This window comes from Exiguobacterium sp. GL_137, from assembly GCF_057834585.1.
This window is the reverse complement of record NZ_CM174406.1, coordinates 1,423,904-1,450,223: the sequence shown is the minus strand read 5'-3', so window position 1 is coordinate 1,450,223 and position 26,320 is coordinate 1,423,904. Positions and strand designations below refer to the sequence as shown.

The 26,320-nt window shown below is 50.0% G+C and carries 33 protein-coding genes and 1 pseudogene; 10 read left to right on the top strand and 24 right to left on the bottom strand.

From position 1 onward, the window contains the following. Nucleotides 1-11: 11 nt before the first annotated feature. The 7 genes from AC3IRK_RS07620 to AC3IRK_RS07590 all read right to left on the bottom strand — a co-directional run bounded on the left by AC3IRK_RS07620 (nucleotide 12) and on the right by AC3IRK_RS07590 (nucleotide 5,370). Nucleotides 12-1,316 carry an arsenic transporter gene (locus tag AC3IRK_RS07620; protein ID WP_489170666.1) on the bottom strand — a complete coding sequence of 435 codons (1,305 nt, stop codon included), beginning with the start codon at nucleotides 1,314-1,316 and terminating at the stop codon, nucleotides 12-14. Nucleotides 1,317-1,389: 73 nt separating this feature from the next. Continuing rightward, on the bottom strand, nucleotides 1,390-1,704 hold the full coding sequence (locus AC3IRK_RS07615; protein ID WP_131972805.1) for a metalloregulator ArsR/SmtB family transcription factor: 315 nt from the start codon (nucleotides 1,702-1,704) through the stop codon (nucleotides 1,390-1,392). Between the two features lie 85 nt (nucleotides 1,705-1,789). After that, nucleotides 1,790-2,074, bottom strand: a complete 285-nt coding sequence (locus AC3IRK_RS07610) for a hypothetical protein (RefSeq protein WP_131972806.1) — start codon at nucleotides 2,072-2,074, stop codon at nucleotides 1,790-1,792. Between the two features lie 12 nt (nucleotides 2,075-2,086). After that, nucleotides 2,087-2,524 (bottom strand): VOC family protein, encoded by a 438-nt coding sequence (locus AC3IRK_RS07605; protein WP_131504087.1) that lies wholly within the window; start codon nucleotides 2,522-2,524, stop codon nucleotides 2,087-2,089. Then, on the bottom strand, nucleotides 2,521-3,096 hold the full coding sequence (locus tag AC3IRK_RS07600) for a GNAT family N-acetyltransferase (RefSeq protein ID WP_489170665.1): 576 nt from the start codon (nucleotides 3,094-3,096) through the stop codon (nucleotides 2,521-2,523). The genes AC3IRK_RS07605 and AC3IRK_RS07600 overlap by 4 nt, the downstream gene beginning before the upstream one ends. Before the next feature lie 67 nt (nucleotides 3,097-3,163). Beyond that, a complete protein-coding gene (locus tag AC3IRK_RS07595; RefSeq protein ID WP_214854835.1) occupies nucleotides 3,164-3,556 on the bottom strand; it encodes a hypothetical protein in 393 nt (130 codons plus the stop codon). Nucleotides 3,557-3,663: 107 nt separating this feature from the next. Further along, nucleotides 3,664-5,370: a methyl-accepting chemotaxis protein gene (locus AC3IRK_RS07590; protein WP_188004264.1), complete on the bottom strand. Its 1,707-nt coding sequence runs from the start codon at nucleotides 5,368-5,370 to the stop codon at nucleotides 3,664-3,666. A 160-nt stretch (nucleotides 5,371-5,530) separates the two neighbouring features. Here AC3IRK_RS07590 and AC3IRK_RS07585 point away from each other — a divergent pair, with 160 nt between their 5' ends. After that, nucleotides 5,531-6,583: a C45 family autoproteolytic acyltransferase/hydrolase gene (locus AC3IRK_RS07585; RefSeq protein ID WP_131972810.1), complete on the top strand. Its 1,053-nt coding sequence runs from the start codon at nucleotides 5,531-5,533 to the stop codon at nucleotides 6,581-6,583. 52 nt (nucleotides 6,584-6,635) lie between these two features. Here the strand turns inward: AC3IRK_RS07585 and AC3IRK_RS07580 are convergent, their stop codons facing one another. The 9 genes and pseudogenes from AC3IRK_RS07580 to AC3IRK_RS07540 form a co-directional block, all read right to left on the bottom strand. Further along, nucleotides 6,636-7,109, bottom strand: coding sequence for a GNAT family N-acetyltransferase (locus AC3IRK_RS07580; protein ID WP_489170664.1), 474 nt, complete (start codon nucleotides 7,107-7,109; stop codon nucleotides 6,636-6,638). A gap of 25 nt (nucleotides 7,110-7,134) precedes the next feature. Next, nucleotides 7,135-7,719 carry a GNAT family N-acetyltransferase gene (locus AC3IRK_RS07575; protein WP_188004262.1) on the bottom strand — a complete coding sequence of 195 codons (585 nt, stop codon included), beginning with the start codon at nucleotides 7,717-7,719 and terminating at the stop codon, nucleotides 7,135-7,137. A gap of 50 nt (nucleotides 7,720-7,769) precedes the next feature. Further along, nucleotides 7,770-7,895, bottom strand: a complete 126-nt coding sequence (locus AC3IRK_RS07570; protein ID WP_370528999.1) for a VLRF1 family aeRF1-type release factor — start codon at nucleotides 7,893-7,895, stop codon at nucleotides 7,770-7,772. A 26-nt stretch (nucleotides 7,896-7,921) separates the two neighbouring features. Then, nucleotides 7,922-8,215, bottom strand: a complete 294-nt coding sequence (locus AC3IRK_RS07565; protein ID WP_489170726.1) for a YdeI/OmpD-associated family protein — start codon at nucleotides 8,213-8,215, stop codon at nucleotides 7,922-7,924. 39 nt (nucleotides 8,216-8,254) lie between these two features. Then, nucleotides 8,255-8,508: pseudogene (locus AC3IRK_RS07560) on the bottom strand (YdeI/OmpD-associated family protein); the annotation flags it as partial. A gap of 256 nt (nucleotides 8,509-8,764) precedes the next feature. After that, nucleotides 8,765-9,073 (bottom strand): PTS sugar transporter subunit IIB, encoded by a 309-nt coding sequence (locus tag AC3IRK_RS07555; RefSeq protein WP_131504080.1) that lies wholly within the window; start codon nucleotides 9,071-9,073, stop codon nucleotides 8,765-8,767. Continuing rightward, nucleotides 9,070-9,399, bottom strand: a complete 330-nt coding sequence (locus AC3IRK_RS07550) for a PTS sugar transporter subunit IIA (RefSeq protein ID WP_131504079.1) — start codon at nucleotides 9,397-9,399, stop codon at nucleotides 9,070-9,072. Before AC3IRK_RS07550 ends, AC3IRK_RS07555 begins: the two co-directional genes overlap by 4 nt. Continuing rightward, the gene (locus tag AC3IRK_RS07545; protein WP_026833097.1) at nucleotides 9,399-10,682 is read right to left on the bottom strand and encodes a PTS sugar transporter subunit IIC; all 1,284 of its coding nucleotides are present in this window, start codon (nucleotides 10,680-10,682) and stop codon (nucleotides 9,399-9,401) included. The genes AC3IRK_RS07550 and AC3IRK_RS07545 overlap by 1 nt, the downstream gene beginning before the upstream one ends. Further along, nucleotides 10,679-12,007, bottom strand: coding sequence for a 6-phospho-beta-glucosidase (locus AC3IRK_RS07540; RefSeq protein WP_489170663.1), 1,329 nt, complete (start codon nucleotides 12,005-12,007; stop codon nucleotides 10,679-10,681). The genes AC3IRK_RS07545 and AC3IRK_RS07540 overlap by 4 nt, the downstream gene beginning before the upstream one ends. Before the next feature lie 188 nt (nucleotides 12,008-12,195). Here AC3IRK_RS07540 and AC3IRK_RS07535 point away from each other — a divergent pair, with 188 nt between their 5' ends. The 5 genes from AC3IRK_RS07535 (at nucleotide 12,196) to AC3IRK_RS07515 (ending at nucleotide 16,395) form a co-directional block, all read left to right on the top strand. Continuing rightward, a complete protein-coding gene (locus AC3IRK_RS07535; protein WP_131972814.1) occupies nucleotides 12,196-12,930 on the top strand; it encodes a GntR family transcriptional regulator in 735 nt (244 codons plus the stop codon). Beyond that, a complete protein-coding gene (gene chbG, locus AC3IRK_RS07530) occupies nucleotides 12,927-13,631 on the top strand; it encodes a chitin disaccharide deacetylase (RefSeq protein WP_131972815.1) in 705 nt (234 codons plus the stop codon). Before AC3IRK_RS07535 ends, chbG begins: the two co-directional genes overlap by 4 nt. Nucleotides 13,632-13,797: 166 nt before the next feature. Next, a complete protein-coding gene (locus tag AC3IRK_RS07525) occupies nucleotides 13,798-14,814 on the top strand; it encodes an ROK family protein (protein WP_489170662.1) in 1,017 nt (338 codons plus the stop codon). Beyond that, on the top strand, nucleotides 14,811-15,989 hold the full coding sequence (locus tag AC3IRK_RS07520; RefSeq protein WP_489170661.1) for an MFS transporter: 1,179 nt from the start codon (nucleotides 14,811-14,813) through the stop codon (nucleotides 15,987-15,989). Before AC3IRK_RS07525 ends, AC3IRK_RS07520 begins: the two co-directional genes overlap by 4 nt. Nucleotides 15,990-16,014: 25 nt before the next feature. Further along, nucleotides 16,015-16,395: a VOC family protein gene (locus tag AC3IRK_RS07515; protein WP_489170660.1), complete on the top strand. Its 381-nt coding sequence runs from the start codon at nucleotides 16,015-16,017 to the stop codon at nucleotides 16,393-16,395. 91 nt (nucleotides 16,396-16,486) lie between these two features. Here AC3IRK_RS07515 and AC3IRK_RS07510 read toward each other — a convergent pair whose 3' ends face one another. The 4 genes from AC3IRK_RS07510 to AC3IRK_RS07495 all read right to left on the bottom strand — a co-directional run bounded on the left by AC3IRK_RS07510 (nucleotide 16,487) and on the right by AC3IRK_RS07495 (nucleotide 20,573). Next, entirely contained in the window at nucleotides 16,487-17,428 is a 942-nt protein-coding gene (locus tag AC3IRK_RS07510; RefSeq protein ID WP_489170659.1) for a GAF domain-containing protein, read from the bottom strand. Between the two features lie 186 nt (nucleotides 17,429-17,614). Continuing rightward, the gene (locus AC3IRK_RS07505) at nucleotides 17,615-18,595 is read right to left on the bottom strand and encodes a FecCD family ABC transporter permease (RefSeq protein ID WP_449403560.1); all 981 of its coding nucleotides are present in this window, start codon (nucleotides 18,593-18,595) and stop codon (nucleotides 17,615-17,617) included. Then, on the bottom strand, nucleotides 18,596-19,588 hold the full coding sequence (locus AC3IRK_RS07500) for a FecCD family ABC transporter permease (RefSeq protein WP_489170658.1): 993 nt from the start codon (nucleotides 19,586-19,588) through the stop codon (nucleotides 18,596-18,598). Nucleotides 19,589-19,643: 55 nt separating this feature from the next. Beyond that, entirely contained in the window at nucleotides 19,644-20,573 is a 930-nt protein-coding gene (locus tag AC3IRK_RS07495; RefSeq protein ID WP_489170657.1) for an ABC transporter substrate-binding protein, read from the bottom strand. 169 nt (nucleotides 20,574-20,742) lie between these two features. Here AC3IRK_RS07495 and AC3IRK_RS07490 point away from each other — a divergent pair, with 169 nt between their 5' ends. Together AC3IRK_RS07490 and AC3IRK_RS07485 are read left to right on the top strand one after the other, a co-directional pair. Beyond that, nucleotides 20,743-21,504, top strand: a complete 762-nt coding sequence (locus AC3IRK_RS07490) for an arylamine N-acetyltransferase family protein (protein ID WP_489170656.1) — start codon at nucleotides 20,743-20,745, stop codon at nucleotides 21,502-21,504. Between the two features lie 14 nt (nucleotides 21,505-21,518). Further along, complete coding sequence (locus AC3IRK_RS07485; protein ID WP_489170655.1) at nucleotides 21,519-21,998, top strand: NUDIX hydrolase; 480 nt, start codon at nucleotides 21,519-21,521, stop codon at nucleotides 21,996-21,998. 63 nt (nucleotides 21,999-22,061) lie between these two features. On the opposite strand, the gene AC3IRK_RS07480 is transcribed toward AC3IRK_RS07485, so the two are convergent. From AC3IRK_RS07480 to AC3IRK_RS07465, 4 genes are all read right to left on the bottom strand, one after another. After that, complete coding sequence (locus AC3IRK_RS07480; protein ID WP_188004255.1) at nucleotides 22,062-22,772, bottom strand: DUF554 domain-containing protein; 711 nt, start codon at nucleotides 22,770-22,772, stop codon at nucleotides 22,062-22,064. A gap of 51 nt (nucleotides 22,773-22,823) precedes the next feature. Then, nucleotides 22,824-23,741, bottom strand: coding sequence for a DMT family transporter (locus tag AC3IRK_RS07475; RefSeq protein WP_489170654.1), 918 nt, complete (start codon nucleotides 23,739-23,741; stop codon nucleotides 22,824-22,826). Continuing rightward, nucleotides 23,726-24,397 carry a GntR family transcriptional regulator gene (locus tag AC3IRK_RS07470; protein ID WP_489170653.1) on the bottom strand — a complete coding sequence of 224 codons (672 nt, stop codon included), beginning with the start codon at nucleotides 24,395-24,397 and terminating at the stop codon, nucleotides 23,726-23,728. The genes AC3IRK_RS07475 and AC3IRK_RS07470 overlap by 16 nt, the downstream gene beginning before the upstream one ends. A gap of 100 nt (nucleotides 24,398-24,497) precedes the next feature. Beyond that, entirely contained in the window at nucleotides 24,498-25,262 is a 765-nt protein-coding gene (locus AC3IRK_RS07465) for a CPBP family intramembrane glutamic endopeptidase (RefSeq protein WP_489170652.1), read from the bottom strand. Nucleotides 25,263-25,424: 162 nt separating this feature from the next. Here AC3IRK_RS07465 and AC3IRK_RS07460 point away from each other — a divergent pair, with 162 nt between their 5' ends. Beyond that, on the top strand, nucleotides 25,425-25,748 hold the full coding sequence (locus AC3IRK_RS07460; protein WP_131504065.1) for a PadR family transcriptional regulator: 324 nt from the start codon (nucleotides 25,425-25,427) through the stop codon (nucleotides 25,746-25,748). Next, entirely contained in the window at nucleotides 25,749-26,312 is a 564-nt protein-coding gene (locus tag AC3IRK_RS07455; RefSeq protein ID WP_489170651.1) for an HAAS domain-containing protein, read from the top strand. It begins immediately after the preceding gene. Nucleotides 26,313-26,320 lie beyond the last annotated feature (8 nt).

Here is a 26,320-nt window from a genome sequence, read left to right as displayed (position 1 = left end):
ATTCCTCCTCGTTAATAAAGCAGTAAGCTGATATATAACCCAAGCAATGTAATCGCAAGCGTCGGAATCGTCAGGATCGTCCCGATTTTAAAGTATTGTCCCCAACCGATTCGGACACCTTTCGAACGTAGGACATGTAACCAAAGTAAAGTCGCAAGACTGCCGATCGGGGTAATCTTCGGACCTAAATCGGACCCGATGACGTTGGCATAAATCAAGGCCTCACGAATCACACCTGTCGCCTGGCTATGTTCAATCGCCAAAGCATCAATCATCACGGTCGGCATATTGTTCATGACGGAGGATAATAACGCAGCGAGGAAGCCCATCCCGAACGTCGCGCCGGCAAGCGTCGTCGCAAATCCGTCGATGCCGACGGCCAGTATTTTCGTCAGTCCGGCATTTTGCAGACCATAAACAACGATATACATCCCGAGTGAGAAGAAGACAATCGCCCATGGTGCACCGGCGATGACTTTTTTCGTCCGAATGTTCGAGGAGCGCCGTGCCATCAATAAAAAGAACGAGGCGATGACACCGGCAACCAAACTGACCGGAATGCCGATCAAGTCACTCGTGAAATAGCCGACGACAAGCAATACGAGCACAAGCCACGATAACTTGAACATCCGCTGATCTTTGATTGCCGTGCTCGGCGCGACGAGTTGCGTCACATCATAGGTCTTCGGAATACTTTTGCGGAAGTACAAATACAACACAAGCAGACTGCCGATGACGGAAAAGACGTTGACGAACACCATACGCGACGCATATTCTGTAAAGCCGATGTCAAAGAAGTCGGCCGAGACGATATTGACGAGGTTCGAGACGACGAACGGCAGACTCGCCGTGTCCGCAATGAAGCCGGAAGCAAAGACGTACGCCAAAACGACATAATCCGGTAATTTTAAGTAGCGGACAATTGCGAGAACGATCGGCGTCAAAATCAACGCTGCGCCGTCATTCGCAAACAAGGCCGCCACAATGGCACCAAGCAGTGTCAGATAGACAAACAGTTTGACACCGCCGCCTTTGGCGATCCGTGCCATATGAAGCGCCGCCCATTCGAAGAAGCCGATTTCGTCTAAAATCAACGAGATGATGATCAGAGCGATAAAGGTAAATGTCGCGTTCCAGATGATACCCCAGACAGTCGAGACATCATCGAGATTCACAACGCCGGTCAGTAAGGCAATCAATGCCATCCCCATGGCGGAGTAGCCGATGCCGAGACCTTTTGGTTGTTTGATGATTAAGAATAACGTGATCAGGAAAATTCCGATCGCAAGTAGATGTGTGCCGGTCAATGCGTTCACTTCATTTCTCTGTTAATTTTTCTTTTTCTGTACATAACCAATCTGTTATGTTCAAAATCGCTTTATTTCTGACTTAACACTGTTTCCGTTGAACATCCGGTAAAGGAGTTGTCGTTAAGATTGTCAGCAGCAATGCATACCGGGGATGATCCGGATTGAGACGAAAATACGTCCACTGCCGTTCACGACGTTCCAAAATCAAATGCGCCTGCCGTAACAATTTTAAGTGCCGGCTCACGGCCGGTTGTGAAATGGCAAACAGTTCAACAAAATCACAGACACAATGTTCGCGGACTGCCAAACGACGCAGGATTTCAAGACGTGTTCCATCACTAAGCAATTTCAGGAACTGACTCATCTCAACGACCGGTGTCACGGTTAGAGTCATGGGAAGACCTCCTTTTTTTAGAGTAAACAATAAGAAAATCGTCAGTCGACAGTTGCAGACGGACGATTTATATATAACCACTTTATTATATAACCTTTTTGTTATGCAATCCTTTTTTTGACTGGCGCCGGACAAAACGCGGATACAGCTGATTGACTGTCAAAAAGTAGACAAAAAAGACAGTGAAGTAAAAATTGATGAATTTTTTCATTTCTTTGGTACTCAGCCAGATTGATTCATCGTACATCAACCGTCCCGATGCCGTGATGACGACAGGATGCGTCGCAAGCGTCAGACCAATCAGGACGAATAAGCAAACACCAAGATCATTGAGCCAGACTTGGGTGCTGCCTTTTGGATTACGAAACATCCAATCCCTCCTTTATTTTGGAATCGTTTCAGCCAGTTCCAGTAAAATCCCCTCCGGTCCCCGGACATAACAAAGACGGTATGTTTCTCCAAACTGTTCGACCGGATGAATGGCTGTATATCCCTGCTGTTCTACAAGCCGGATCATTTCGTCAAGCGACTCGACGTTGAGGCAAAGATGACGAAGACCCCTTGAGTAGACTTCGTTAGATGACGGATGAGAATCAACCGGTGACTGATAGTGAACGAGTTCAAGCCAGGTCTCTCCATTCGGAATACCGAGTGCGACACACGTTGTTTTCGCTTCATGCAGACCCGTCACCCGGTCGAGTTGCGGTCCGGACGCCTCCCATTCACCTTTGACGACGAATCCCAGGCTGACGAAAAAGCGTGTTGCCTCTACAAGGTCCAAGACGTTAATGCTGACATGATCCATCCGGTTGATGTTCATACCCGGTTTTCCTGTTTACGTTCTTGCCGGCTCACTTCAAAGTCCGGCTTTAATAAAGAGAAAATCCGTCCGTCATGCGACGTTCCGCCTTGGAACAGATAGCCGCGTAACATCCCTTCTTCTTCAAAACCGATTTGCGTCAACAGCTGGACTGATGCTTCATTTTCTACAAAAATCACCGCCCCCATCCGGTACAACTCAAGTGTCTCAAATGCATATTCCAAAACAGCTTCAATCGCTTCCGCCGCGTAGCCGCGCCGCCAGTGTGCCGGATCAAGTTCAAAGCCGATTTCCGCCTTTTTACTGTACAGACTGAGATGATTCAGTCCGATGGTGCCGATGAACGTTCCACTGTCACGGGTGACGATCCCCCAGCGGATGCCTTGCCGGCTGGCAAAGGTGTGTTTAAACGAACCGATGATGTTCAAAGCATCGTCTTGTTTCTGAAGCGAATCCATCCCGTAAAAGCGGGTGACGTCCTCGTTCGACAGAATGCAAAAGATGGCCGGCGCGTGTTCGTCTGTGACTTCAATCAGTTGCAGTCGTGCAGTTTTTAGTATTGGAAAAGGCATAGGGGATTCCTCCAGTATTTAAATTTGTAAGTTATGTACTGATACTTAACTGTTTAATATTTGTATCCTAGTCATGCTTTAAGTGCTTGAATTCATGCGTGTCGTTTTTATTGTGAAATCCACTCAATTCCACACGTCCTTCGGGATTGACCTTATACTCATACGCAGCATCCGGTTCGTTTTGAAAGGGTACGGTCGAGATGGTCCACTTTTCGCCCGGAAATTCCTTCGCGAGATATGGTTTGACGACTGTCACGTTTTTCTGAATCTGCGCCTTGATGTCTTCCTCATCCGGCTGATTCATTAAAAAACTGCCGAACATCAGACAGAGCACTCCTGCAGTCATCAAAGCCAGCATACGCTTTTTTCCCGTCTTCACTAAGCCGAACACTACAATCGGAAGCACAATCAAACCGAATATCTCGTAAAGAATCCATTCAATGAGTTCATGTGGTCCCATATCCGTAACCTCCTTTTCTCTATTGCTACTTATTACCGTTCCTTTTTCAAAATCCCTGCTTTTTCCATAAAAAAACAGGTACCTATTTTAGGTACCTGCTTGATTCATTACACGTTAAAACGGCTCGACAATCGTTTTAAGTCTTCCGCCATCGTCGCCAGTGATTGTGACGCTGACGAGATTTCCTGCATCGATGCCATCTGTTCTTCCGTCGAAGCCGAGATGTTTTCCGTTCCGGCGGCCGTACTTTCCGTCACGCCTTGAATCTCGCGCATGATCGCAGAAATCTGTTCGCTTCCGGCTGCCATTTCCTGCACAGCGCCGGACACTTCCTCGACTTGCCCTGTCACTTCGCTAATCGAACGTTCGATCGCCTGGAATGAAGCACTCGCTTCACCGGCCACTTGAATTCCGTTCGTCATCTCAGTCGTCACCTTTTCCATCGAAACAACGGATTGTTCTGTTTCCTGTCGGATAACTTGGATCAAGCTCTCGATCTGCTTCGCCGCAAGAGCAGATTGCTCTGCAAGCGTCTTGACTTCCGCTGCAACCACCGCAAATCCGCGTCCCTGTTCACCGGCACGCGCCGCTTCGATCGCCGCGTTCAGTGCCAACAGATTCGTCTGTGCGGCAATTCCCGTGATCGAATCGGTAATCTGTCCGATTTCCTGCGACCGGTTTCCGAGACCGACGATGACTTGACCGAGTTCCGTGAAATCGGTGTTGATCCGCTCCATCTGTTGACCGAGTTGCCGGACGACTTGTCCGCCGTGCGTGACTTTATCCATCGCGTCACCTGTCGCATCTGTCATCTGTTGCGCGTTACCGGCGACTTGACTGACGCCGGACGTTAAGTCCTGAACAGTCCGTGATGCACCGGAGACTTGGTTCAATTGCTGGCTTGCACCACTCGCGATTTCTTCCATCGTCACGGCGACCATTTCCGTCGCTTTCGTCGTCGCTTCCGCATTCGTGCTTAGCTCATCCGATGCTGTCGCAACGTGTTTTGATGTATCCGTCATCTCAATGATGACCTGGTGAAGTTGCTCCGTCATCGTGTTGAATGATGTCGTCAATTGACCAAGTTCGTCTTTTGAGACGTAATCACCTCGGACCGTTAAATCACCTTCACCCGACTGCTTCATCCACCCTTGCAACGAACGAATCGGTTGTGTGATCAGACGTGTGATGTAAATGGCGAGACCTGCAAACAACATCAGGGCGATGACGAAAATACCAAGCATGATGTAGAACGCAGTTTGTTGTTCCTGCTGGTTCAACGCGTTGATGTCTTTCGCTTGTTTCGTCATCGTCTTCATCAGACTTTTTGCCGAGTTCGCGACGTTCTCCCGAACTTGCTCCAGGTTTTCTGAATAACTCTTATACGCGTCTTCATTTTCATTTCGTGACGCAAAGTCTTGGACCATACTCATACCATTATCATATGCCAGTACATTGTCCTTTAATGTTTCCAATTGCTTACTTGATTGTTCCGTCATCTTGGCTGTACGTTCGTATGTATCTAAAGACGACCGGATTTGCGCTTGACGTGTATCAATTTCGCCTCCCAATTCTTCAATCCGCTTCGGATCCGTCGTTAGAATCATTTCGACCAGAAATGAATCAAGCGCCCGGGTATCAATCCGGATTTGAGCGACTTCCTGGACCGGCAACAGATTTTCCTGATACATCGCTTCCGATGCCTTTGACATCTGATTCAGGAAATAAAGCCCGGCGCTTGCCAGTAAAATCATGGCGATGATTGCTGTCGCAATCAATAGTTGAATCTTTTTACGTACCGTTAAATTTTTCATGTTCTCATCCCTCCATCTCCTTTATCGGTAACTTGTTCAAATTATTCAGTGTTTTTTCATGATTGGCGTGAGCAATGTGTTGTCCTGAGCCCTTGATTACGACAGCGGGTACCGGATTCGATATAATCAGAATCATACAGAAACAAAAGGAGTGAAGTCTGTGCAGTCTGTCTCGAATGAAATCACGCAGTTCCGCGGAACACACTATGACTTCGGCCGCGAACAGGGCCGTTACGTCAAACGCAACCAACTGTTGCATAACCGCGAAGACAATTGGAAAATCCGGGTTCCCCGTTTTCAGGTCGACCCTGTCGAAACGAAAGAGATGTTTCTCCGCTATGCCCCGTATATTTGGGATGAGTTGCTCGGGTTACAGGATGAACTCGAATTATCGCTCGCCGATACACTGCTTCATTTTGGTCACTACCGGGTCGAAGGACCGAAAAGCGGCTGTTCGATCATGACGGGTGATAATTTCCTCGTCCGCAATTATGATTATCATCCGATGACGTACGATGGACGGTTTTCCGTTTTTCAACCGACGGATGGCGGCTCCGCTATCATCGGACCGGCGTCCCGCGTCACCGGACGAATGGACGGAATGAACGAACATGGCCTTGCGATGGGGTACAACTTCATCAACCGCCGTCGTCCTGGAGACGGCTTCGTCAGTTTCATGATTGGACGGATTATCCTCGAGACATGTACCTCGGTCGAAGATGCAATTTCGCTCGTAAAGGAGATGCCGCACCGGGGGTCGTTCAGCTATGTCGTCCATGACCAATCGAACCGCTCATTTGTCATCGAGGCGACGGCACGGGATATCGAAGTCCGCGAGACGAATCTCTGTACGAATCATTTTGATTTGTTGCAACACGAAAACCGGTTCCATCTCGACGATTCAAAACGGCGGATGATGGAACTGAAGACGCACCAGCATTTGATTCAGGACGCGGAATCGGCTTTCCGGCTGTTGAACGATTCCGATAAAGGAGTTTTCTCCGACCTGTACAGTCACTGGGCAGGGACGATTCATACATCGGCCTATTTCCCGTCCGACATGAAAGTCTGGTTTGCGCTCGGCGGCGATCAGGAGCCGGTTGAGTTCAATTTTAAAGACTGGCTTGCCGGAAATGACTTTACCTCAACCCACATTCATGGTGAACTTGAAACCGATATCCAGTTCGCCAATACGCTTCAAACGTGGCGCTGAAAACAACCAAACTCCTCTGTCATCCCATTGGGACAGCAGAGGAGTTTGGTTGTCAGTTCAGCGTTTTTGTCATATGTAAATCCGTTGTGAGAAATCCCGTCGTTTCATAGAGATGAATCGCACGCGTGTTATGCGCAAAAACGTGTAATTTGATTTTTTTGATGTTCATCCTCCGGGCGACCTGTTCGAGCATCTCCATCGCTTGCCGGCCATAGCCTTTTCCTTGATGAACGTCATCGATTTTAAAGTCGAAGATAAAGGCGGTCCGTCCGTGCGTCGATTCGCTTACTTGAAACCAGATCATGCCGACGTCTGTCTGTTCGATGTCGTCCAAAATCGAAAACAGATAATGCTGTTTTGTATGAATCCCGTCCGGCAACAATTGCCCGTACTCAGCTGCCGAACGGTCAACAGCTTCCACTTCTGCCCATGTTCCGGCCTTGACCTTCTCCTGCGCGTACTCTTGGATTGCTTCCGGTAGATACGCTGCGTATGCCGTTTCCGACATTTTTTCAAATTTAACCATCGTCCCTCTTCCTTTCTCTTTCCCGTCAGTTTGAACGGTAGCTTACGCGTTGATCAGACACCAAGGTATTGGACCAGTCCTGTGCAAGCATCGCATAAACCGCAACATCATGATACGCGTCGTACAATTTCTCCGCATCACGAAGGATTCCTTCCTGCTGAAAACCTAAACGTTCCGGTATCTTCCGGCTTCGTGTATTGCCGACCGCACATTCGATGACGACCCGGTTCAGTTGTAATGTCGTAAAACAATAGTCTGTGATAAAAGCGACGACAGGTGTCATCAATCCTTTGCCGCGCCCGTTCCCGGTCAAATAATACCCAATCGACGTTTGCCGTAACATCTGATTGATTTCGTGTAAGGCAATCGTCCCGACGAGCTCACCTTTGAAGTAAATGCCGCAGGCAAAGCCGTTGCCGTTCGCATAGTCCGTCAACCAGGCCGGAATGATTTCGTTCCGGTAGATGTCGGGTCCGGTCGCCCCGTCGACCCAGCGGAGCCATTGCCGCAAGTGGTCCCGGTTGGCGTCGATCAACGCATACAGCTCGTCGGCGTCCTGTCGTTCGATTAATTTTAAGCTCAATTGATCGGTAATATGATGCATGAACATCTGATTTCACTCCTTATGTACGTCTAAAGCTATACTTTAGACGTCGACGCTCAAAATACCTGCTTTAGAATATGGTGTTGACTCGATTGTGACAAATTTTTATGGATGACTTGTTTCGGTTTCGTCGTTAACGCCCGCTCGAGGAAGTTTGCTTGTAATCGTTCGCCGATGACGATGATTTGCTCCTAACCGAGCGGTCAATTTAGTTTCTCGACTTCACCTGATAGTTCCCCGTCAATTTTCCTCCATCGTCATAGCGACCGAACAATCGACGTTGCGCCGTATACGCCAAAAACTTTGCTAGACGTTTTTCATACTCCGGGCTGTCTCGCTTGCTGACCTGGATATAACTGATCCGGACACGGATGTAGAGCTCCGGCAACGTCCGGAAAAATTGATAGGTGTCCGGATCTTTTTTCAGTTCCCTGATAATGGATTGATCGATGTCGAACGGTATCGTCAAGTCAGGTGTCACCTTTAACCCCTGTTCCTGCATCTTTCCGAGTGCTGTCAGTCGGCGGACCCGTTCTTTATTCAGTTCAGTCCAGTGACTGTTTGTCCGACGTGGCGTAAATCGCTGAAGCAGTAGGTCCCCGTCCCTTTTTTAATCCCGTCGATCCAACCAAAACAAAGAGCTTCTTCGACGGTTTCGATATAATCCAACTGATATTTTTCTGCATCCTTTTTATCAAATATAAGCCAAACTTCGGTCTCCGTTAAATGATGATTCTCCAACCAACTATGCCACTGTTCAATATGTTCGATATAAAGCCGTGTTGTGATGTCCATTGGTCGCCCCTTACTTCAATCAAATCATTTTCAGTTTCGTCTCGAACTCACTTCCCCTCCGCGAACGACCATATCCATTGACCTTTAATCATCAATTGCATCGATGGTCCTGCGGCATCGGTCTCCGATGTTAACTACTTCTTCATGTTTACTAGTTTTCCTGTTTCCGTCGCTTTACCGATTAATTTTCAGACAGAAAAACGCTAACAGGTAAAATCGGCAGAATCAACCGTTTTTACCTGTTAGCGTAAATTCATCAAGCTTCTGTTAATAAGGATTGAGCCTGTTCGAGGACCAAGTCCCCTTTCATCAGACCATAGGCCATCTGATTGATGATCGCGACCCGAACCCCTTTTGGTTCTGCTACTTGACGAATCTTTGTTTCTAAATACCGGACTTGTGGTCCGATTAAAATCACGTCCGTCTGATCCAGATGATGCGATAATTCACTTTCGGGAATGGCTTCGATTGTCACATCAAGTCCTTGCATCACCGCCTGTTCACGCATTTTCCGAACTAAGATCGACGTCGACATGCCGGCCGAGCAAACGAGTAAAATGTTCATGATTTTTCCTCCAGTCGTGTGAGTCGCGTATACAGTTCGACCATCTCGACAGCTAAATCTCTGACGGTCATCGCTGTCATCAAATGGTCTTGGGCATGAATCAACAGAATCGATAACGGCGTCTCAAGCCCTTTTGCTTCGTCCTGCAGTAAGGTCGTTTGGGCACGATGCGCCTGCAGACTTTCCTGATTGGCTTCTTCCAGTTTAGATTGTGCTAACGCAAGGTCTCCTTTTTTAGCGGCCTGAATCGATTCCATTGCTGCCGAACGGGCATTACCTGCATGAAGAATCATTGTAAACGATAGGATTTGCAGTTCTTCTGTCATCAGCTTGCCATCTTCCCTTCTGTTTGTTTTTTCATCGCCCGGACACCGGCTGCGACGAACGGGACATAAATCGCTGTCGCGAGCGTCAAATTGACGACTTGTAGTGCGATTCCGCGCCAACTCCCGCCTGTTACGAGATATCCGCTGATTAAAGGCGGTGTCGTCCACGGTAAAATCGCGACGGTTTTTGGCACCAGTCCGGTCGACAGCGCGACATAGGACACGATCGTCAATGTGACCGGAACCAGGATGAATGGAATCAACATAATCGGGTTCAAGACGATTGGTAAGCCGAAAATCACCGGTTCGTTGATGTTGAATAATCCAGCGGGTGTCGATAACTTGGCGACTTCACGGTACGGATGATTTTTCTGTTCGCGGATGACAAAGAAAATGGCAAAGAGAAGAGCAAGCGTCGTACCGGAACCCCCTATGAATACGAAGGAGTCGAGGAAAGGTTTCGTCACCGTATTCGGGACATCGTAAGCAGAAGTCCCGGCTTGGAATGCTTCCAGGTTCTGCTGAATCAACGGCAGATAAATCGGTTCGATGACGGCTCCGATGATGTTTGTCCCATGTAAACCGAAGAACCAGAGAATATGATTTAAAAAGGCAATCGCGATTGCAGCCGGAAGTGTATCCCCGAACCCTTGCAACGGTTTTTGAATACTGTTGAAGATGACTTCAAACAGACTCGACTCAATGGCAAGCGTCATGAATAATTGGAAACCTCCGACGAGGATCAAAATCAACGTTGCCGGAATCAACGCCTGGAACGAGCGGACGACACCATCCGGAACCCCATCCGGCATCGAGATCGTCAACCGTGTCTTCAGTAAGATGCGGAACAGCTCGGTCGTCAAAAGAGAAAGAATGATGGCGACGAATAGTCCTTGCGCGCCGAGCCAGGCAAAACTGAGTCCCCAGTCTTTCGTGACCGGAACGAGAATGATATAGGAGGCGACGGAAATCAACCCTGCCGACAACGGATCGACATCGTAACTTTTAGCCAGGCTGTAGGCGATCGAAAAAGCGACCAGCAATCCTAAAATCGCAAACGATCCGTTCCAGATGTTCCCCCCTAACCCTTGCCAGTTTCCTTCTCCAAACAGCCCGTTCATCCAACCGACGAAATCAAGACTGCCGATGGCGGGGAAGTTATTGATCAGTATCGCGAGAGACCCGACGATGATCAGAGGCATAATGGCGACGAATCCATCCCGTATCGCGACGAGATGGCGTTGGGCCCCGATTCTTCCTGCGATTTCAATGAATTTATTCATGTCCGTTGCGCCTCCTTGGATTGAAATTGTGGTAACCATGCTGCGTGCGCAAGCAACATCTCCTCGAGTAGCGGTTGCGCCCGCTTTTCATCTTGAATCAATGGATTCATCAAAAAGGCTAAGTAAGCGTCTTTGACGGATCCGCTTAACGCGGCTTGAATCGTCAGTTCTTCCATCTGCTTCATCTGCAGAATCAATCCTTTGACGGATAATGGTATTGGTCCGACCGCAATCGGGAGTGGACCGTCTTTCGTAATGACGGCGTTGACTTCGATGACGGCATCGACCGGTAAGTCGGAAATCGCCCCACGGTTTAATGTATTGACGGTCTGGATGTCTCCTCGGTTATTGTAAATCGAATCCATCAGGGAACAGGCAGCATCACTGTAATACGCGCCACCGCGTAATTCGAGTTCAGCCGGTTTTTCGTCCAACTGTTCATCCTGATAGGCTTCGAACAATGTCCGTTCGACTTCCTGGACAATCTCGGCCCGGGTGCCGTTCGTGTTGTAGGCGGCGAGGTCCTTCTCGAGCGTCTCAGCGGTTTGGAAATAGTACTGGTGGTAGGGATTCGGCAACATGTTGACGGCTTGCAAGAAGGAGTCGGACCAACCGAGGCTGACAATATTCGCCGGTGAAAAATCAAGCTGATTCGACATCAGACGCTGCATCACCTCTTGCGTTCGGTCGCTTCCGTCGACAAAGACCCGGCGACCAAAGACAAAATGGTTTAAACCGATAAACTCGATCGAGACGCGTTCCACATCGACGTGCAAGACTTCGGCAGTCGAGTTCCGCATGTTAAACGGAATGTTGCAGACACCGATGACTTTTTGGTGGGGACCGTGCTTCAATAACGCTTCCGTCACGATACCGGCTGGATTCGTAAAGTTAATCAGCCAGGCATCGGGACAGATTTCGTGCATCTCTTTTGACAGTTCGAGCAGGACGGGAATCGTCCGGAACGCTTTGAAAATCCCGCCCGCGCCATTCGTTTCCTGACCGATAAAACCGTGTTTCAAAGGAATCCGTTCATCGAGTGCCCGTGCCTGCAACCCTCCGACGCGGATTTGTGTGGATACGAAGTCTGCTCCTTCCAGGGCATGACGGCGATTTAATGTTGAACTGACACGAATCGGCAAACCGGACCGGTGAATCATCCGCTCTGCAAGCCGGGTAATGATGTCTAACTTGTCTGTTCCGGATTCGATATCACATAAGACGATTTCAGAAACCGGAAAGGATTCATACCGTTTGATGAACCCTTCGATTAATTCAGGTGTATAGCTTGATCCACCTCCGATGATGACGACTTTGATCCCCATGATAACAACCTCCCGTTTTTTTGTAACCGCTTCCTCTTTTTCTTGATTGTAATGTATCATACAAAAAGAACAAATGTAAATACAAATATCAAATGTATTAATACAAATTTTCGTAACTTGTTATAACATTTGCATTCAGTTGTCTTTTATCGCTACAATAAAAGAAAACTCGTGAAGGAAGGTCCGTCATGGAAACCAACCAATCGTTACACTCCTATATCAAAGAAGAGTTGTTAGAACGTATTAAATCGGGACTCTATCAAGCCGGTCAACAATTACCGACCGAATATGAGCTCTGTGAAGATTTTGATGTCAGCCGGACGACTGTCCGGGCCGCCTTGAATCAATTGACGCTCGAAGGGTACCTGATTCGGCAACAAGGTAAAGGGACGTTCGTCGCCGATCAAAAGGTACGCCAAACCTTATCGGATACACCTGACAACTATACCGAACAGCTCGCTGTCCAAGGCAAACGGGGGCATGTTGCGGCCGTTGATTTGACGGTCGTCCCGGCAAACGCGGCAATCGTCGCCAAGTTAAATGTCAAACTCAATGATCCGATTCAACGGATCGAACGGATTCGCCGGGCCAATGACGAACCGACGCAATACGAAATCTCCTATATCCCCTGGCACATTGCGCCCGGCATCACGAAAAAACAAGCGGAACATTCCCTGTACACGACGCTCCGCGAAACCTTTTCAATTTCCGTCGCCAAAACGACTGAGTCCCTTGAAATCACGTTGGCAGACGAACGAATCAGTGAACATTTAAACTGTGAACTCGGCATGCCGTGTTTTTATATCGAAACGGTTGCTGAAAACAGTGCCGGTGAGCCGATTGAGTATTCGCGGTCTTATTTCAGAGGTGACAAGACAAACTTCGTCATCGAACGGCACTATGCCGCGGGTGACGTCTTATGAACATTTTCATTAATGCCGATGATTTTGGTTTGACACGCGGTGTGACGGACGGCATCGTCCGGGCACACGAACAGGGCATCGTCCATGCGACAACGCTGATGATGAACGGGCTGGCCGTCCCCTATGCCGTGCAACAAGCAAAACGTTTTCCACAGTTACAGGTTGGTATTCACCTCGTCTTGACTTACGGACGTCCATTGACGACGACGACCACGACATTAACGGACGCGTCCGGTCACTTCCGCTTTACCAACCAATATGCGGAACAGGTCCCCCCTTCTCAAGAAGACGTCTTGACGGAATGGACCGCCCAAATCGAAGCTTTTTTAGCAACCGGTTTGCCATTGCATCATATCGACAGTCATCATCATATTCACGGGTGGAATCCGTTGCAGGAAGTCGTGTTAGAGTTGGCCCGGCGTTACGGGGTGCCTGTCCGTTTTGCCCCGACGCTTGCCGCTCATACGGACTATCTGTTGACGGACACACTGTATACCGGTTTTTATGGCGAAGGAATTTATCTCGACTTGTGGCAGGAACTGCGTTCACTCGATAGCGATTCGGTCGAAATCATGGTCCACCCGGCTTATGTCGATGCCGATCTTCAAGACGTCAGTTCGTATACGACACAACGGGAGGAAGAACTCGCATTATTAACAAGACTTACGTTGCCTGACGACATGACCTTCATGAGCAGATGACAAACCCCGCTTTTGAAAATACGCCAAGGTCTTCGATCAAATCGATTGCCTTAGCGTATTTTTTGTATAGAAATCTTTTAAAACCATTTGCCATTTGAGTCTTTGCTTGCTACACTCAATCCGACTACTTATTAAAATATTTTAAAAAGTGTAAAGGAGATTGCTTATGGCTGGAACCAATACCGATTTATTAAAACAACTCCGTCAAGCCATCCTGTTTCAACAGATCAATACGATTCCGGAACTGAGCCGGATGTTGTCGGCCAGTTTTCCGACGGTCAAAAAGCACGTGGACATCTTGATCGCACATGGAGAAATCGACGAACAGATGTCGGAATCGTCAAATGGCGGCCGCCCGGCAAAACAGTACCGGTATCGGGCCGATCATACCCATGGACTTGCCCTCTACCTTGAACTCGATGCGATCGGCTTTCGGATATTCGATGCACTCGGAACGGTTCTGTCGTTTGGCACCAAACCGGTCGGGGCAGATGAGCCGCACGTCCCGGCTTTGATCCGTCTGATTCAGCGACTGCTGGAAGAGAATACGCGGATCACCTTCTTGAGCGTCGGGGTTGCCGCATCGGTCGAAGACGGGAAAGTCTTTTTTGCACCGGACTATCCGTCCCTGCAACAGATCGATCTGAAACAGACGCTCGAATCCGAGTTCCGGTTACCGGTCGTCGTCGAAAACGACATGAATGCGGCTGTGGTCGGATTCCACGAAGCAGATCAGAACCGTCAACAATCATTGATTTATTTGTACTTAGGAAAAAACGGTCCCGGTTCCGGGATTTTGATCAACGGTCAGCTCGTGCGCGGAAGCAGTCATTTTGCCGGTGAAATCTCCGTCGTCCCGCAATACGACAAGATGACATTCGGACAAGCGATTGCCAAGCGGCAAACCGCCTTGGATGCCCGGACGATTGATGCGATCAGCCGCTTGACGGCGACGTTTGCCGCGACATTGAATCCGCGTCTGTTGATTTTTAACGGGGAGGAACTGACGGAGCACGATTTGGAACAAATCCGGTTCAAGACAACCGAATACATCCCGGAAGCACATATCCCGCTCTTGATCCGGAGTAACTGGGAAACCGATTACCTGAACGGTTTGACCCGAATCGGATTACAGCTTCTGACCGAACAACCTTTATCAGCGAACAGGAGGAATTCTTCATGAGTGGTGTCTTATTACTCAGCATCATCTATCTGGCATTCATCAGTTTAGGGTTACCGGACTCGTTGCTCGGGGTCGCCTGGCCCGTCATGCGGACGGAGTTCGGGGCCGATCTCGAAGTCGCCGGCTGGTTGTTCATGACGATTGCCGGCGGAACGATCATCTCGAGTCTGTTCAGCGGCAAGATTCTCAACCGGTTCGAGACGAGTCATGTCACAGCCTTTTGTGCCGCGATCACGGCCGGCAGCCTGCTCGGATTTTATTTTGCCCCTTCGTTACTGTGGCTGTTTCTGCTTGCGGTTCCGCTCGGTCTCGGTGCCGGAGTCGTCGATGCGGCGCTCAATCATTTTGTCGCGACCCGTTACAAAGCCCATCATATGAACTGGCTCCATTGTTTTTGGGGCGTCGGCGCAACGACCGGACCGTTGATCATGGCGGCGATGATGAGCGGATCCGGCGACTGGCGCAGCGGATATTTGACCGTCGCCCTGACACAGTTTGGTCTCGCTCTCCTGCTCCTTCTCAGTCTACCGCTCTGGAAACAGGCACCGGTCGCTGTCTCGGACGTACCGGACGATTTGTCGTTAACTGATACGCCGTCGAAACGGTTAGTCGGACTACCGTTTGCGTTAGCTTCATTTGTCCTTTATTGCGGTGCCGAAGCCTTGATTGGTTTATGGGGCAGCAGTTACCTCGTTCAAGTACAGTCGTTTTCCGTCCAAACGGCAGCGACGTGGATTTCCGTCTATTACGGCAGCATCACGGTCGGGCGGTTCTTGAGCGGTTTCTTATCGCTACGGATGACGAACCGACAGTTGATCCGGGTCGGACAAGGCACTGCACTGCTCGGCAGTCTGTTGTTCTTTATTCCGGTCAACGGTCTGATGTTCACCGGTTTCATCCTGATCGGACTCGGACTCGCTCCGATTTACCCGGCGATGTTGCACGAAACACCGGTCCGGTTCGGACGGGATGCAGCGAAACGATTGATGGGGATCCAGATGGCATTTGCCTACAGCGGCAGCACCTTTTTACCGCCTCTGTTCGGTGTCCTCGCCTCGCTCCTGACGTTGCAGTTGTTCCCGGTGACAGGATTCGTCATGATTTTATTCTTGTTGCTCTGTTCAGAACGTCTCAATCGTGTCCTTGCCAAGCGAGCGTTGTCGCGCGCGTCTTAACTCATTAGAAAAGGAGTTTTCTATCATGAAAATTGAACATATCGCCATTTGGGTCAAGGATCTCGAACGGATGAAACACTTTTACGAAACATACTTCGAGGCGCAGGCCAATGCGTTGTACCATAATCCGCTCAAAGGATTTTCGTCCTACTTTCTCCACTTTAACTCAGGCCCCCGGCTCGAATTGATGCACCGGACGGATATCGATCACGATGCGCCGCGCGACCGGTTCGGTTACGCGCACATTGCCTTTTCGCTCGGCAGCCGGTTCGCTGTCGATCAACTGACGGCACGGCTCGAGCGGGACGGCTATTCCCGGCTCGACGGGCCACGTCTGACAGGCGACGGTTACTACGAAAGCGTCTTTCTTGATCCCGAAGGACTGACGATTGAATTGACCGTCTGACACTAATTCAAAAACACCATGCTGTTTCGTACGCTTCCGGTCAAGGAGACGTCGAACTTCATGGTGTTTTCTTTTGCATGTGTCCGGCCAATCATTCTGTAAACAGTTTGTACCTGTTTTTCCCCGATGATTTTGCTTCGTATAACGCGATATCCGCTTGGCGGAGCAGCGTTTTCAGACTGATGTCAGCGTCTTTGTAGGCGACGATTCCGATGCTGGTCGACAGTTCATATGTGTCCCACGTACTCAACCGGACAAGAATTTCATCTGCTTGATCGATCAATGCTTGCTGAGAATCAAAGTGCGTAAACCGAATGACGAATTCGTCTCCGCCCAAGCGGACGGCATAGGCTTCTTTTTGTCCTGCAATCAGTGTCTTCAATCGTCTTGCGACCTCCTGCAGAACAGCGTCCCCGGCATCGTGCCCGTACAGATCGTTGACATTTTTGAAGCCGTCCAAATCAAGGAAGAACAAAGCGCCTTCCGTCTGAGGATGTTGGTCGAATTGATGTGTCAAATACCGCCGATTGTACAGATCCGTCAACATGTCACGCCAGGCAAACCGCTCGAGTTCCAGATAATACGAAAACAGGCGGACGATCCGTTGCAGTAACTCGATACTCTTGCTCTCGAACAAACTGACTTCATCATTGATGGCGCACAATGTACCGAACTTTTCTCCGTTCGCAAGCGAAATCGGAATCCCTAAATAGGACTGAACATTCGCCCCTTCCAGTTCTTCCCTCATGCCGTCGAGACTGCGGTCTTTTGTGACATCTTCGTATATAAGCGGTTGTTTCGTTTGAAAATCGATTCGTTGGCAGAGCGAGTAATTCAAATCAATGACCATTCCTTCTGTGACCGGCATCCGGGTCTGCTCTTCGGACAGTTTAATGATCAATTGCTCGGTCTCATTGATGGCTGATAAATAAAACAGCTGTTCCGGCAGAATTTCTTTTGCAAGATCCAGTAAATCATCTGCTAAATCATCAAATTTCGTGTACATTTTCAGTTCTTCAAAGTGTATGTTCATTCAGCACCTCGACACGTCATAGTTTTTAAACACTTCGTCTGAGTTTTTTTATAGACAGCATCTGCTGATCTATTTCATTTTACCATATATCGGATATTGATTTACTGTTCAACTCAAAAAAACACCGCCTTGTCGCACAGTCTCTCAACAGAGAAACTGGTACAAGGCAGTGTGTTTTGGTCGCATTCACGCGCGGTTTTTCCGCAGCAGATACAAGAAGTACGGTACACCAATGATTGCTGTGATCAATCCGGCCGGAATTTCAAGCGGCGGATGAATCCCGCGCCCAATCGCATCGGCGACGACCAACAGTCCGCCGCCAACGAGGACGGCCATCGGAATCAACAGGTGGTGCCGGTGACCGATCAAACGTCGGGCCATATGCGGGGCGACGAGTCCAAGGAACCCGATTGATCCGACCATCGCGACGGCGACACCAGCGAGAACAACAGCAAGCGCGAGAAAGACATACCGAGTTCGTTTCATCCGTAACCCGAGACCGATCGCCGCGTCTTCACTGAGTGACAGAATATCGAGTTGCCGGTGTCCGGACCAGATGGCGAGTCCGAGAATCAGAAAGACCGGCGCCAGGACATACACTTCAGTCCAGCCTTTGCCGAACAGACTGCCGGCAAGCCAAACGAGTGAATCATTCGTCTGGAGCGGAAACTTGATCAACAGATATTCCGTTCCCGACGCACAAATCGCACTGACGGCGATGCCGAGCAAAGCAAAGGAACTGTGTTGCAGCTTGCCGTGATCGGCAAGTAACATCAGGGCAATCATCACGAGTGCCGCTCCGCCCATCGCTGCAAGCGGCGTCAAAACGAGCGGACCGTCCGGAAGTAACGCAATTGTCAAAACGGCAAACAAGGCCGCTCCGTTCGTCACGCCGATGACGTCCGGGGAGACGAGCGGATTCCGGATGATCGCTTGCAACAAAACACCAGATAGGGCAAAACAACCGCCGGCGAGTAACGCGAGAAGTGTCCGCGGCAACCGGTAGTTCCAGACGATGAAGGCACTTCCATCTCCTTGCAGGGCTGCGACGATTTCACCCGGTTTCAAGTAGACGGAACCGACGCCGAGCAACAGAAAACTGAGCACAGTGACAAGGAGCGACATGAGGACGAGACCAAGCCATGGTTGTTGACGGAGTCTGTTCATTTACGCCACCCCTTTCGTCTGACGTTTCGCTAAATACAAGAAGAACGGCGCCCCGAGTAATGCCGTCACGATCCCGACCGGTGATTCATAGGGATAAGCGATGAACCGGGCGAGGACATCGGCAGACGTCAGCAACAGTCCGCCGCATAACGCGGACACCGGCAGGACATACCGGTAATCCTCCCCGACCAGGCGCCGGACGATGTGCGGGACCATCAGACCGATGAAGCCGATGGCTCCGGCGACGGCAACCGTCACACCGGCCAGCAAGACAACAGCGACGGCTGCCAGCATCCGGATCCGGGTGATGTTTTGCCCCAGTCCGACGGCGACGTCCTGACCGAGTTGGAAAATGGCCAGCGATTTGGCCAGGCTGAAGGCTAAGATCAAGCCGATGATCGACCACGGCACAATCAACCGGACTTCAAGCCAGCCGCTGTCACTGATCGAACCGGATAACCAGTACAAGACATTCGTGATCCGGTCATTGAACAAAATCAACCCTTTCGTCAAAGACGTCAGCAACAAGTGGATCGCCATCCCGACGAGGGCCAGTTTCAGACTCGTCATGCCGCGGACGGAAGCAAACGAAAAGACGAGCAACCCGCCAATCATTGCACCGAGGAAAGCGAAGTACACGAGATTGGCCGTCCCGAGCGCCGGGAACAGCAATAACGCGAGAACCACGAACAACGAGGCTCCGGCGTTGACACCAAATACCTGCGGGGAGGCGAGCGGATTCCGGGTGACCGCCTGCATCAATGCTCCGGCGACGGCTAGGTTTGCCCCGAGTATCAGTCCCAGTACTAATCGTGGTAATCGAAGTGTCGTCAGGACCAATGTTTCTTTTGACAAATCACCGGATGACCATTCCCGGATGGCTTCGAGCGGCCGGATCGTCGTCACGCCGAGAAACAGACTGAGATAGGAGCTGAGTCCAATCAGCACAATAAGTAGAACGAGCAAACGGATCAATCGTGTTTTCCGAATCATCAACGGCTTCCCCTTTCATCAACAAAAGCCAGATTGCTCTGGCTCGTGTCGTCGTTTACGATTTTTTCGGATACAGCAGTTGAATCGCTTCGTCGACGATTTGTTCCGCTGCGTCCAGTCCGCGGTAACGAGTCCACAAGTCACGATTGACTTCGTAGACTTCACCTTTTTTCACAGCCGTGATTTGATTCCAGAGCGGATTCTTTTTCCACTCGTTGAGCAGTTTCGGGTCGGCTTCCGCCATGAAGATGACGTCCGGATCCCATTTGACAATCTGCTCCAGCGTAATCGTCACGGTTGGTTCTACTGTTTTCGTGATGGCATTATCGATGCCGAGTTTTTCAAGCAGTTCCCCGTCAAACGATGTCTCTCCGTGTGCCGTCAATGAATCGGACCGGAAGACACCGACCATGATTTTGCGTTGATCGTCCGGATCGACTTTTTGTTTGGCGACTGCGAGTCGCTTGTCATGCAATTTCAGACGTTGCTCCATTTGATCGGTCTGCCCGACGGCTTCCGCGATGCTCTTGAATGATGCAAGGTTTTCCTGATAGGTCGCATTCCGGCTTTTTAAGATGATCGTCGGTGCGATTTGCTGCAATTGTTTGTAGATGCCTTTATGCCGGTTGAAATCTCCGATGATCAAGTCCGGTTTCAGCGAGCTGATGACTTCGAGATTCGGTTGCTGGCGTGTCCCGACTTCCGTAAAGGAAATCTTCTTATCGAGCAGCCCCGATACATCATCCTTGTTTTCCTGTGCGATGCCGACCGGTTCAATACCCAGTTCGTCGAGCGCGTCGACGAACGAGAACTCAAGGGCTACGATCCGTTTCGGATGGTCCGGCACGTTCGTTGTTCCTGCTTCATGCGTGACAGCGTGCGTCTTTTTCGTCGTCTCTTCTTTCGCTTGTCCGGCACACGCCGCAAGCATCAGACAACCCATTACTAAAAGCGCTAATGCGCCGGTCATTCGTTTTCGTAACATGAGGAGCCTCCTTCTTCATCCGGAATGAGAATCATTCTTAATTAATCCTGTTTCAGCATAACAAAGTTCATCACGAAACAAAAGACCAAATCTTATTTTCAGATAACATGTATCCTGTCATGAACGGGAATATGCGATAATGGAGTCATCGATTAAAGGAGGAATTGTCTTGTCTACATTTATTAAAGACGTAGCCGGCCGGATCCATTATCCGCTCGGTCATACGTTAACGTTTGCCGATTTACCGGCGCTGCTTGAAGCCTTTGCCTATCACCTGCCGTTTGATAATGCAGCGGTTCTTAAAAAAGAGTCGGTTCCGTTTGACCAGAACCGACTACGACAGACCTTCATCGAACGTCAGGCGGGCGGTGTCTGTTATGATCTCAACCATTTGCTGTACGAAGTGTTACGAATCAAAGGGTTTGACGTTTCACTTCTCAAGGCGACCGTCTTCGATCAGGAAAATGACGTCTGGTCCGCGACCGGTCCGACCCACGTCGCCGTCCTGCTGTCGCACCAGGAGCAGACCTATCTCGTCGATACGGGATTCGGTGTCAATCTCGCCTTACGCCCAATTCCTCTGACTGGAGAAACGATCACATCACCGAGCGGCAACTACCGGATTGCCCCGAACGGCGCCGGTTATCAGCTGGAGATGTTACGGACCGGTCAGGATGACGAGTTTGTCATCGGGTACCATTTCTACACGCAACAGACGATCGAACCGGCTGCTCTATCCGACATGGAACAGATCATCCAGGAGCATCCGGCTTCCCCCTTCAACAAACGCAGTCTGCTCGCCATCCGTATGGCCGATGGACACCGTATTCTGACACGACAGGCGTTGACGACCTGGACCGACGGCAAGAAAACGATTCAACCGGTCACATCCGACGACCAGTACGCGGCCTTTAAACACGACTTCTTTTAAGGAGATGAGGAGACTTGTATCGCTATACACTCTGTTTGATTCGCAAGAACGATCAGTGGTTGCTGCTGAACCGGCAAAAACAACCGGCAATGGGGATGTGGAACGGGGTCGGCGGTAAAATCGAAGCCGGTGAGTCACCGGCGGAATCCGTCACCCGGGAAACGTTTGAAGAAACCGGTCTGACTCTGACCGATGTCCAGTTTTCGGGGACGATTCTTTTGCAGGCGGACGAGACGGTCGGGATTTATCTGTTCCTTGCCGAACTTCCGCCTGATCAGCTCCTCGTGACACCGCTCGCGATCCGGGAAGGCATTCTCGACTGGAAACAACTCGACTGGATCCTCGACCCGGACAATACCGGTGTCATCAGTAATCTGAAGACTTACCTGCCGCACGTCTTAAAACAGACGACACCACAGCTCCACACGTTTCACTATGACGGGCACCGGCTGCTTGAGCACCATATTTCTGAACTGGAACAAACCATCCGTTAAAAAAGACATCCGTTTGCCTGCTGCTGACCGAAATCAACAGTGCAAACGGATGTCTTTTAAGTTTCAGTTAAAACCAAGCAGTTCCAAACCGGTCACGATCAATCCGACCATTACGATTCCGGGTAACAAGTTCGCGACCCGGATTTTGGTGATGCCGGCTAGATTCAAGCCGATTGCTAAAATCATCACACCGCCGGTCGCCGTCATCTCCACGATGAATTGCTGAAGGATAGCGTCCGGAACAAATTGCGTAATCGCCACTGCGCTGAGAGCAATTGCTCCTTGATAAACGAGAACCGGAATCGCCGAAAAGATGACGCCGATCCCGAGAGTCGAGCTGAGGACAAGTGCCGTGAAGCCGTCAATCAATCCTTTTGTATAGAGGACGTCATGGTCCTGACGTAAACCGCCGTCAAGCGCCCCGAGTACGCCCATTGCTCCGATGACGAAAATCAACGTGGCTGTGACGAAACCTTCTGCGATATTCGATGGATGACCCCGTCCGATTTTTAGTTCAAGCCATTCGCCGACTCGGTTCAGCTTTTCATCAATTCGTAACCATTCACCGATTGCCCCGCCTAAGACGAGACTGCCGATGACGATCAGGAAGTTCTCACTCTTCAGCCCCATCTGAACACCAAGCACGACGACAGCGAGTCCGATTGCCTGAACAACCGTTTCCTTCGTCCGTTCGGGAATTTTATGAAACAGCAGACCGAGTAGTGTACCGATGACGATTAATCCTGTATTGACAAGTGTGCCGGTTAAGACCATCCTGCGTCCTCTTTTCTAAGTAATCATATTTACATATGGTATTTGAAATAATTATATATCCGGTACTTCTTTTGACTGGACCTGCTTTAAACTGTGGATCGTCATTCCAAGCATGACAAGCAGCATCCCGAACAACGCGAGACCGGTCGGAAAGACGGCGTGTAAAAACAGCATCTCCCCGAGGACGGTGAACAGGATTTCAAACGACTGTGTCGCTTCGACCGCTGCAAGACGGACCGGTTCCGTCCGGACGAGTGTCGTCGCGTAAAAGAACAGTGATGTCGCGATGACGCCGGAGAATAAGGCGACCAGTCCCGACTGACCGACTTGTCCCGCGGACGGTAAGCCGACCTGCACGTAGGCAATACCGGACAGGATGAACCAAAACGGCAGACTGGCAATCGTCATCCCGAGAATCCGGTCAAAGACATCCAACTCGTTGCCGTACCGCTCCATCATCTTCCGGTTGCCGAGCGGATAGGCAATCGCAGCACAAAGGACCGGAATAATCCCAAGCAACAGTGTCTTAAGCGACAGTCCTTCCGCGACTGACAGTTGCATCAGGAAGACACCGGCGACGATCAACAACGAATAGCGCAGTGACGCCCAGGGAATCGATTGCTTAAAGAGTGGCGCCAGCAACGGTCCTGCTAGAATCGTCACCTGCCACGTCCCGGCAATCAGCCAGCCGGGCGAATAGTCAGCAGCAAGACAAATCCCGCTGTAAAAAATCCCGAAGCCGATCGTCCCGTAGGTCAGCCAAAAGCGCGGCGCTTCTCGGAGTGCCGACCAGACACGACCGAGCCGACGCCGGTAGGCGACAATTAGTATCAATAACGGCAACATCAAATAAAAGCGTAAGGCCGCACTGTATATCCAGTGCCCCCCGCTCCCTTGCATCGACTGGTTCAGGATGAAGGTGACGGCAAAAAACATCGCCGCGAATATCCCGATCACGATTGGTCGCATGGTGGTTCCTCCTCTAAGGCGGCGACCAGGTGTCGTCCTAGACCATTCCAATTTTGTTCCGTTGCGCGGACGAGTGCTTCGATATTCGCGCTTTGACAGGCTTCAATGATTGTTTGGTGATCCGTGACCGAATCATGACCGTGGCGGCTGAACTGTGCATACTCGAGCCGGCGGATCAGCGGCGTCAGACGGTTCAGTGTTTCCGTCAGTTGATCGTTTTGACTCCGTTCGAGGAACAGACCATGAAAGGCATCATCCAGTCGTAGGGCCGACTCCGCGTCCTGACGTTCAATCGCTTCTTCAAATGTTTTCTCGATCTCAATCAATTGTTCGATGTCTGTTGCTTGCAGCAACGGGAATGCCAGGCGTGCTGCCAACGCATGAAGCGTCGCGACAATCGGAAACGTCTGGCAGGTTTGTGTCGCATCAAGTAGCGTGACGTTCGTCCGCGAGCCGCGTTTCATCGCGACCAGTCCCTCCTCCTCCAGTTTTTTCAGCGCTTCGCGGACCGGTGTCCGGCTGACGCCAAACGCTTCCGCAAGCTCCTGGTCGTTCAGCTTTTGACCCGGTGCAAGCGTCAAAGTAATGATTTGCTGTTGCAGTCGTTGATAGACTTCTTCACTTAACGAGAGTCGTTTAATCGGTTGAGTTTTCATGAAACTAATATATTACATATCAATTCCGGCTGTACAGTCTTTTTTCCAAAAAAAATGAAGCAACCAAAATCAGTTGCATTCTAAAGGCGTGCTCTGTTTCTTATGCCGCAAGCGGTCGTTTCAAATGACTGAGATCATGCCGCTTAAGCAGCAGCTGAATCAGAATCGCCAAGGCAACAAACACTTGCGTCAAGAGATTCGGGATCGCGAGATTCACATTCAGAACATCCGCGGCGATACTTGAAAAATCCCACAAGGTGTGGAAAAAGATCAACGACCACAGATTGTTGAGCTTCAGTGCAATCAAGGCAAAAAACAATCCGAACAAAAACGTATTGCCGAGTTGAAAAATCATCGCACTTACCGGAATGAAAGCAATCAAATTCAAGAGATGAAACGACGAGAACAAGGCGGCACTGATGACAATCGCCCGGTACGGGTGTTGCTCCGGATGGAGGTGGCGTAAGATGATTCCGCGAAATAACACTTCTTCGTTAAAGCCGACGAACAAGGTCGTCACGAAGATGATGGCGACGAGCTGAATCGTTGCTGCAGACAAATCGTCATAGGAGGCGACGAACGCATTAACGACGAGCACGACTTGATACAACACGATCAACAAAATCGGAATGTACCAGACGAGTCCCCGGATTTTTAACGGGGAGAAACCGACGGCTGCAAACGAACTGTTGCGACGGATGAACCAAACTAAAAAGACTGCGGTCAAGATTTCACCAAAAATCGCAATCCGCAACAATTCCGGATCCCCGTAGTAGATGCCGAACCCAAATGCCGAGACGGCCATGACAAGCGCCATGATCAAAAAGACGACGGCTGCCGAGATGATGATCGTCCGTTTTTCCACCTTTGTCCCCTCCTTACATGAGTGACTGGTTTTCCGCTCCTTTTACCTTTTATTTACCTCGTTCCCGTAAACATAATCCTGACTTTCCTCATTACCTTGCAATGCATGATAGCATGACGTACAATTACCTTGTATTACATGATAGTGAAACGAGGAATAGCGATGTCATCAACCCAAATGTTAAAAGGCATTCTTGACGGTTGTCTCCTCGCCTTGATTGCCGAGGAAGAAGTATACGGTTATGAACTGGCAACAAAACTCGCCGCCCACGGTTTTGCGGACGTCAGTGAAGGGACGATCTATCCGTTGTTGATGCGGATGCAAAAACGGGGTTGGATTGAAGCGACGCAACGGGTCTCACCGAGCGGACCAAAACGAAAGTATTATGCCATCACCCACACCGGACGCGAGGAACTTGTAGCGTTCACGACGCGCTGGCAGCAACTGGCGGCGAGCGTACAGCATATTTTAAAGGAGGACTCCTGAATGCAGACGTTATCTGACGAATCAAGACGGTTTCTAGAAGATTTAACACTCTACTTGCTCGCCTCCGGAAAAAACGAACAGGCGACGCAAGACATCGTTACCGAACTCGAGGATCATTTACAGGAAGCCGAGGCGGACGGTAAGTCGGTTGCGGCCATCACCGGTGACAGTCCGGCCGCCTATATTCAATCCATTGCCTCAGAGATGACGACCGATTACCGCGAATCGTTTTGGCTGCTGTTTCAAATTCTCGCAGGCGTCTTCAGTTTTCTGTTGTTTCAAGACTTGCTCGACGGACCGTTGTCCTACAGTCTGTACTTTTTAGTCGGCTTCATCATCTTGATCAGTTCTTTGCTGATCGTTTTGAGTCGATGTTTACGCTACAGCGCGACGCACACTCCTTCGAAACGTCCATTCCTGGTGTTTGGTCTGTCCACAGGCGTAATCTTCTTGTTGCTGATGGGACTGTTTTTAACCGACACACAGGTCACGTCACCGACGATTCACTTTTCCTGGTTGACCAGTTCGATCATTGGTCTCAGCGCCTTCCTCCTCATCGGATAAAGTGCGTA

Excerpts from the sequence above, each read along its gene's own strand:
- AC3IRK_RS07615 (WP_131972805.1), bottom strand. The coding sequence starts at position 1,704 with ATGACTCTAACCGTGACACCGGTCGTTGAGATGAGTCAGTTCCTGAAA.
- AC3IRK_RS07610 (WP_131972806.1), bottom strand. The coding sequence starts at position 2,074 with ATGTTTCGTAATCCAAAAGGCAGCACCCAAGTCTGGCTCAATGATCTT.
- AC3IRK_RS07605 (WP_131504087.1), bottom strand. The coding sequence starts at position 2,524 with ATGAACATCAACCGGATGGATCATGTCAGCATTAACGTCTTGGACCTT.
- AC3IRK_RS07600 (WP_489170665.1), bottom strand. The coding sequence starts at position 3,096 with ATGCCTTTTCCAATACTAAAAACTGCACGACTGCAACTGATTGAAGTC.
- AC3IRK_RS07595 (WP_214854835.1), bottom strand. The coding sequence starts at position 3,556 with ATGGGACCACATGAACTCATTGAATGGATTCTTTACGAGATATTCGGT.
- AC3IRK_RS07590 (WP_188004264.1), bottom strand. The coding sequence starts at position 5,370 with ATGAAAAATTTAACGGTACGTAAAAAGATTCAACTATTGATTGCGACA.
- AC3IRK_RS07580 (WP_489170664.1), bottom strand. The coding sequence starts at position 7,109 with ATGGTTAAATTTGAAAAAATGTCGGAAACGGCATACGCAGCGTATCTA.
- AC3IRK_RS07575 (WP_188004262.1), bottom strand. The coding sequence starts at position 7,719 with ATGTTCATGCATCATATTACCGATCAATTGAGCTTAAAATTAATCGAA.
- AC3IRK_RS07565 (WP_489170726.1), bottom strand. The coding sequence starts at position 8,215 with ATGCAGGAACAGGGGTTAAAGGTGACACCTGACTTGACGATACCGTTC.
- AC3IRK_RS07555 (WP_131504080.1), bottom strand. The coding sequence starts at position 9,073 with ATGAACATTTTACTCGTTTGCTCGGCCGGCATGTCGACGTCGATCTTA.
- AC3IRK_RS07550 (WP_131504079.1), bottom strand. The coding sequence starts at position 9,399 with ATGACAGAAGAACTGCAAATCCTATCGTTTACAATGATTCTTCATGCA.
- AC3IRK_RS07545 (WP_026833097.1), bottom strand. The coding sequence starts at position 10,682 with ATGAATAAATTCATTGAAATCGCAGGAAGAATCGGGGCCCAACGCCAT.
- AC3IRK_RS07540 (WP_489170663.1), bottom strand. The coding sequence starts at position 12,007 with ATGGGGATCAAAGTCGTCATCATCGGAGGTGGATCAAGCTATACACCT.
- AC3IRK_RS07535 (WP_131972814.1), top strand. The coding sequence starts at position 12,196 with ATGGAAACCAACCAATCGTTACACTCCTATATCAAAGAAGAGTTGTTA.
- chbG (WP_131972815.1), top strand. The coding sequence starts at position 12,927 with ATGAACATTTTCATTAATGCCGATGATTTTGGTTTGACACGCGGTGTG.
- AC3IRK_RS07525 (WP_489170662.1), top strand. The coding sequence starts at position 13,798 with ATGGCTGGAACCAATACCGATTTATTAAAACAACTCCGTCAAGCCATC.
- AC3IRK_RS07520 (WP_489170661.1), top strand. The coding sequence starts at position 14,811 with ATGAGTGGTGTCTTATTACTCAGCATCATCTATCTGGCATTCATCAGT.
- AC3IRK_RS07515 (WP_489170660.1), top strand. The coding sequence starts at position 16,015 with ATGAAAATTGAACATATCGCCATTTGGGTCAAGGATCTCGAACGGATG.
- AC3IRK_RS07510 (WP_489170659.1), bottom strand. The coding sequence starts at position 17,428 with ATGAACATACACTTTGAAGAACTGAAAATGTACACGAAATTTGATGAT.
- AC3IRK_RS07505 (WP_449403560.1), bottom strand. The coding sequence starts at position 18,595 with ATGAACAGACTCCGTCAACAACCATGGCTTGGTCTCGTCCTCATGTCG.
- AC3IRK_RS07500 (WP_489170658.1), bottom strand. The coding sequence starts at position 19,588 with ATGATTCGGAAAACACGATTGATCCGTTTGCTCGTTCTACTTATTGTG.
- AC3IRK_RS07495 (WP_489170657.1), bottom strand. The coding sequence starts at position 20,573 with ATGTTACGAAAACGAATGACCGGCGCATTAGCGCTTTTAGTAATGGGT.
- AC3IRK_RS07480 (WP_188004255.1), bottom strand. The coding sequence starts at position 22,772 with ATGGTCTTAACCGGCACACTTGTCAATACAGGATTAATCGTCATCGGT.
- AC3IRK_RS07475 (WP_489170654.1), bottom strand. The coding sequence starts at position 23,741 with ATGCGACCAATCGTGATCGGGATATTCGCGGCGATGTTTTTTGCCGTC.
- AC3IRK_RS07470 (WP_489170653.1), bottom strand. The coding sequence starts at position 24,397 with ATGAAAACTCAACCGATTAAACGACTCTCGTTAAGTGAAGAAGTCTAT.
- AC3IRK_RS07460 (WP_131504065.1), top strand. The coding sequence starts at position 25,425 with ATGTCATCAACCCAAATGTTAAAAGGCATTCTTGACGGTTGTCTCCTC.
- AC3IRK_RS07455 (WP_489170651.1), top strand. The coding sequence starts at position 25,749 with ATGCAGACGTTATCTGACGAATCAAGACGGTTTCTAGAAGATTTAACA.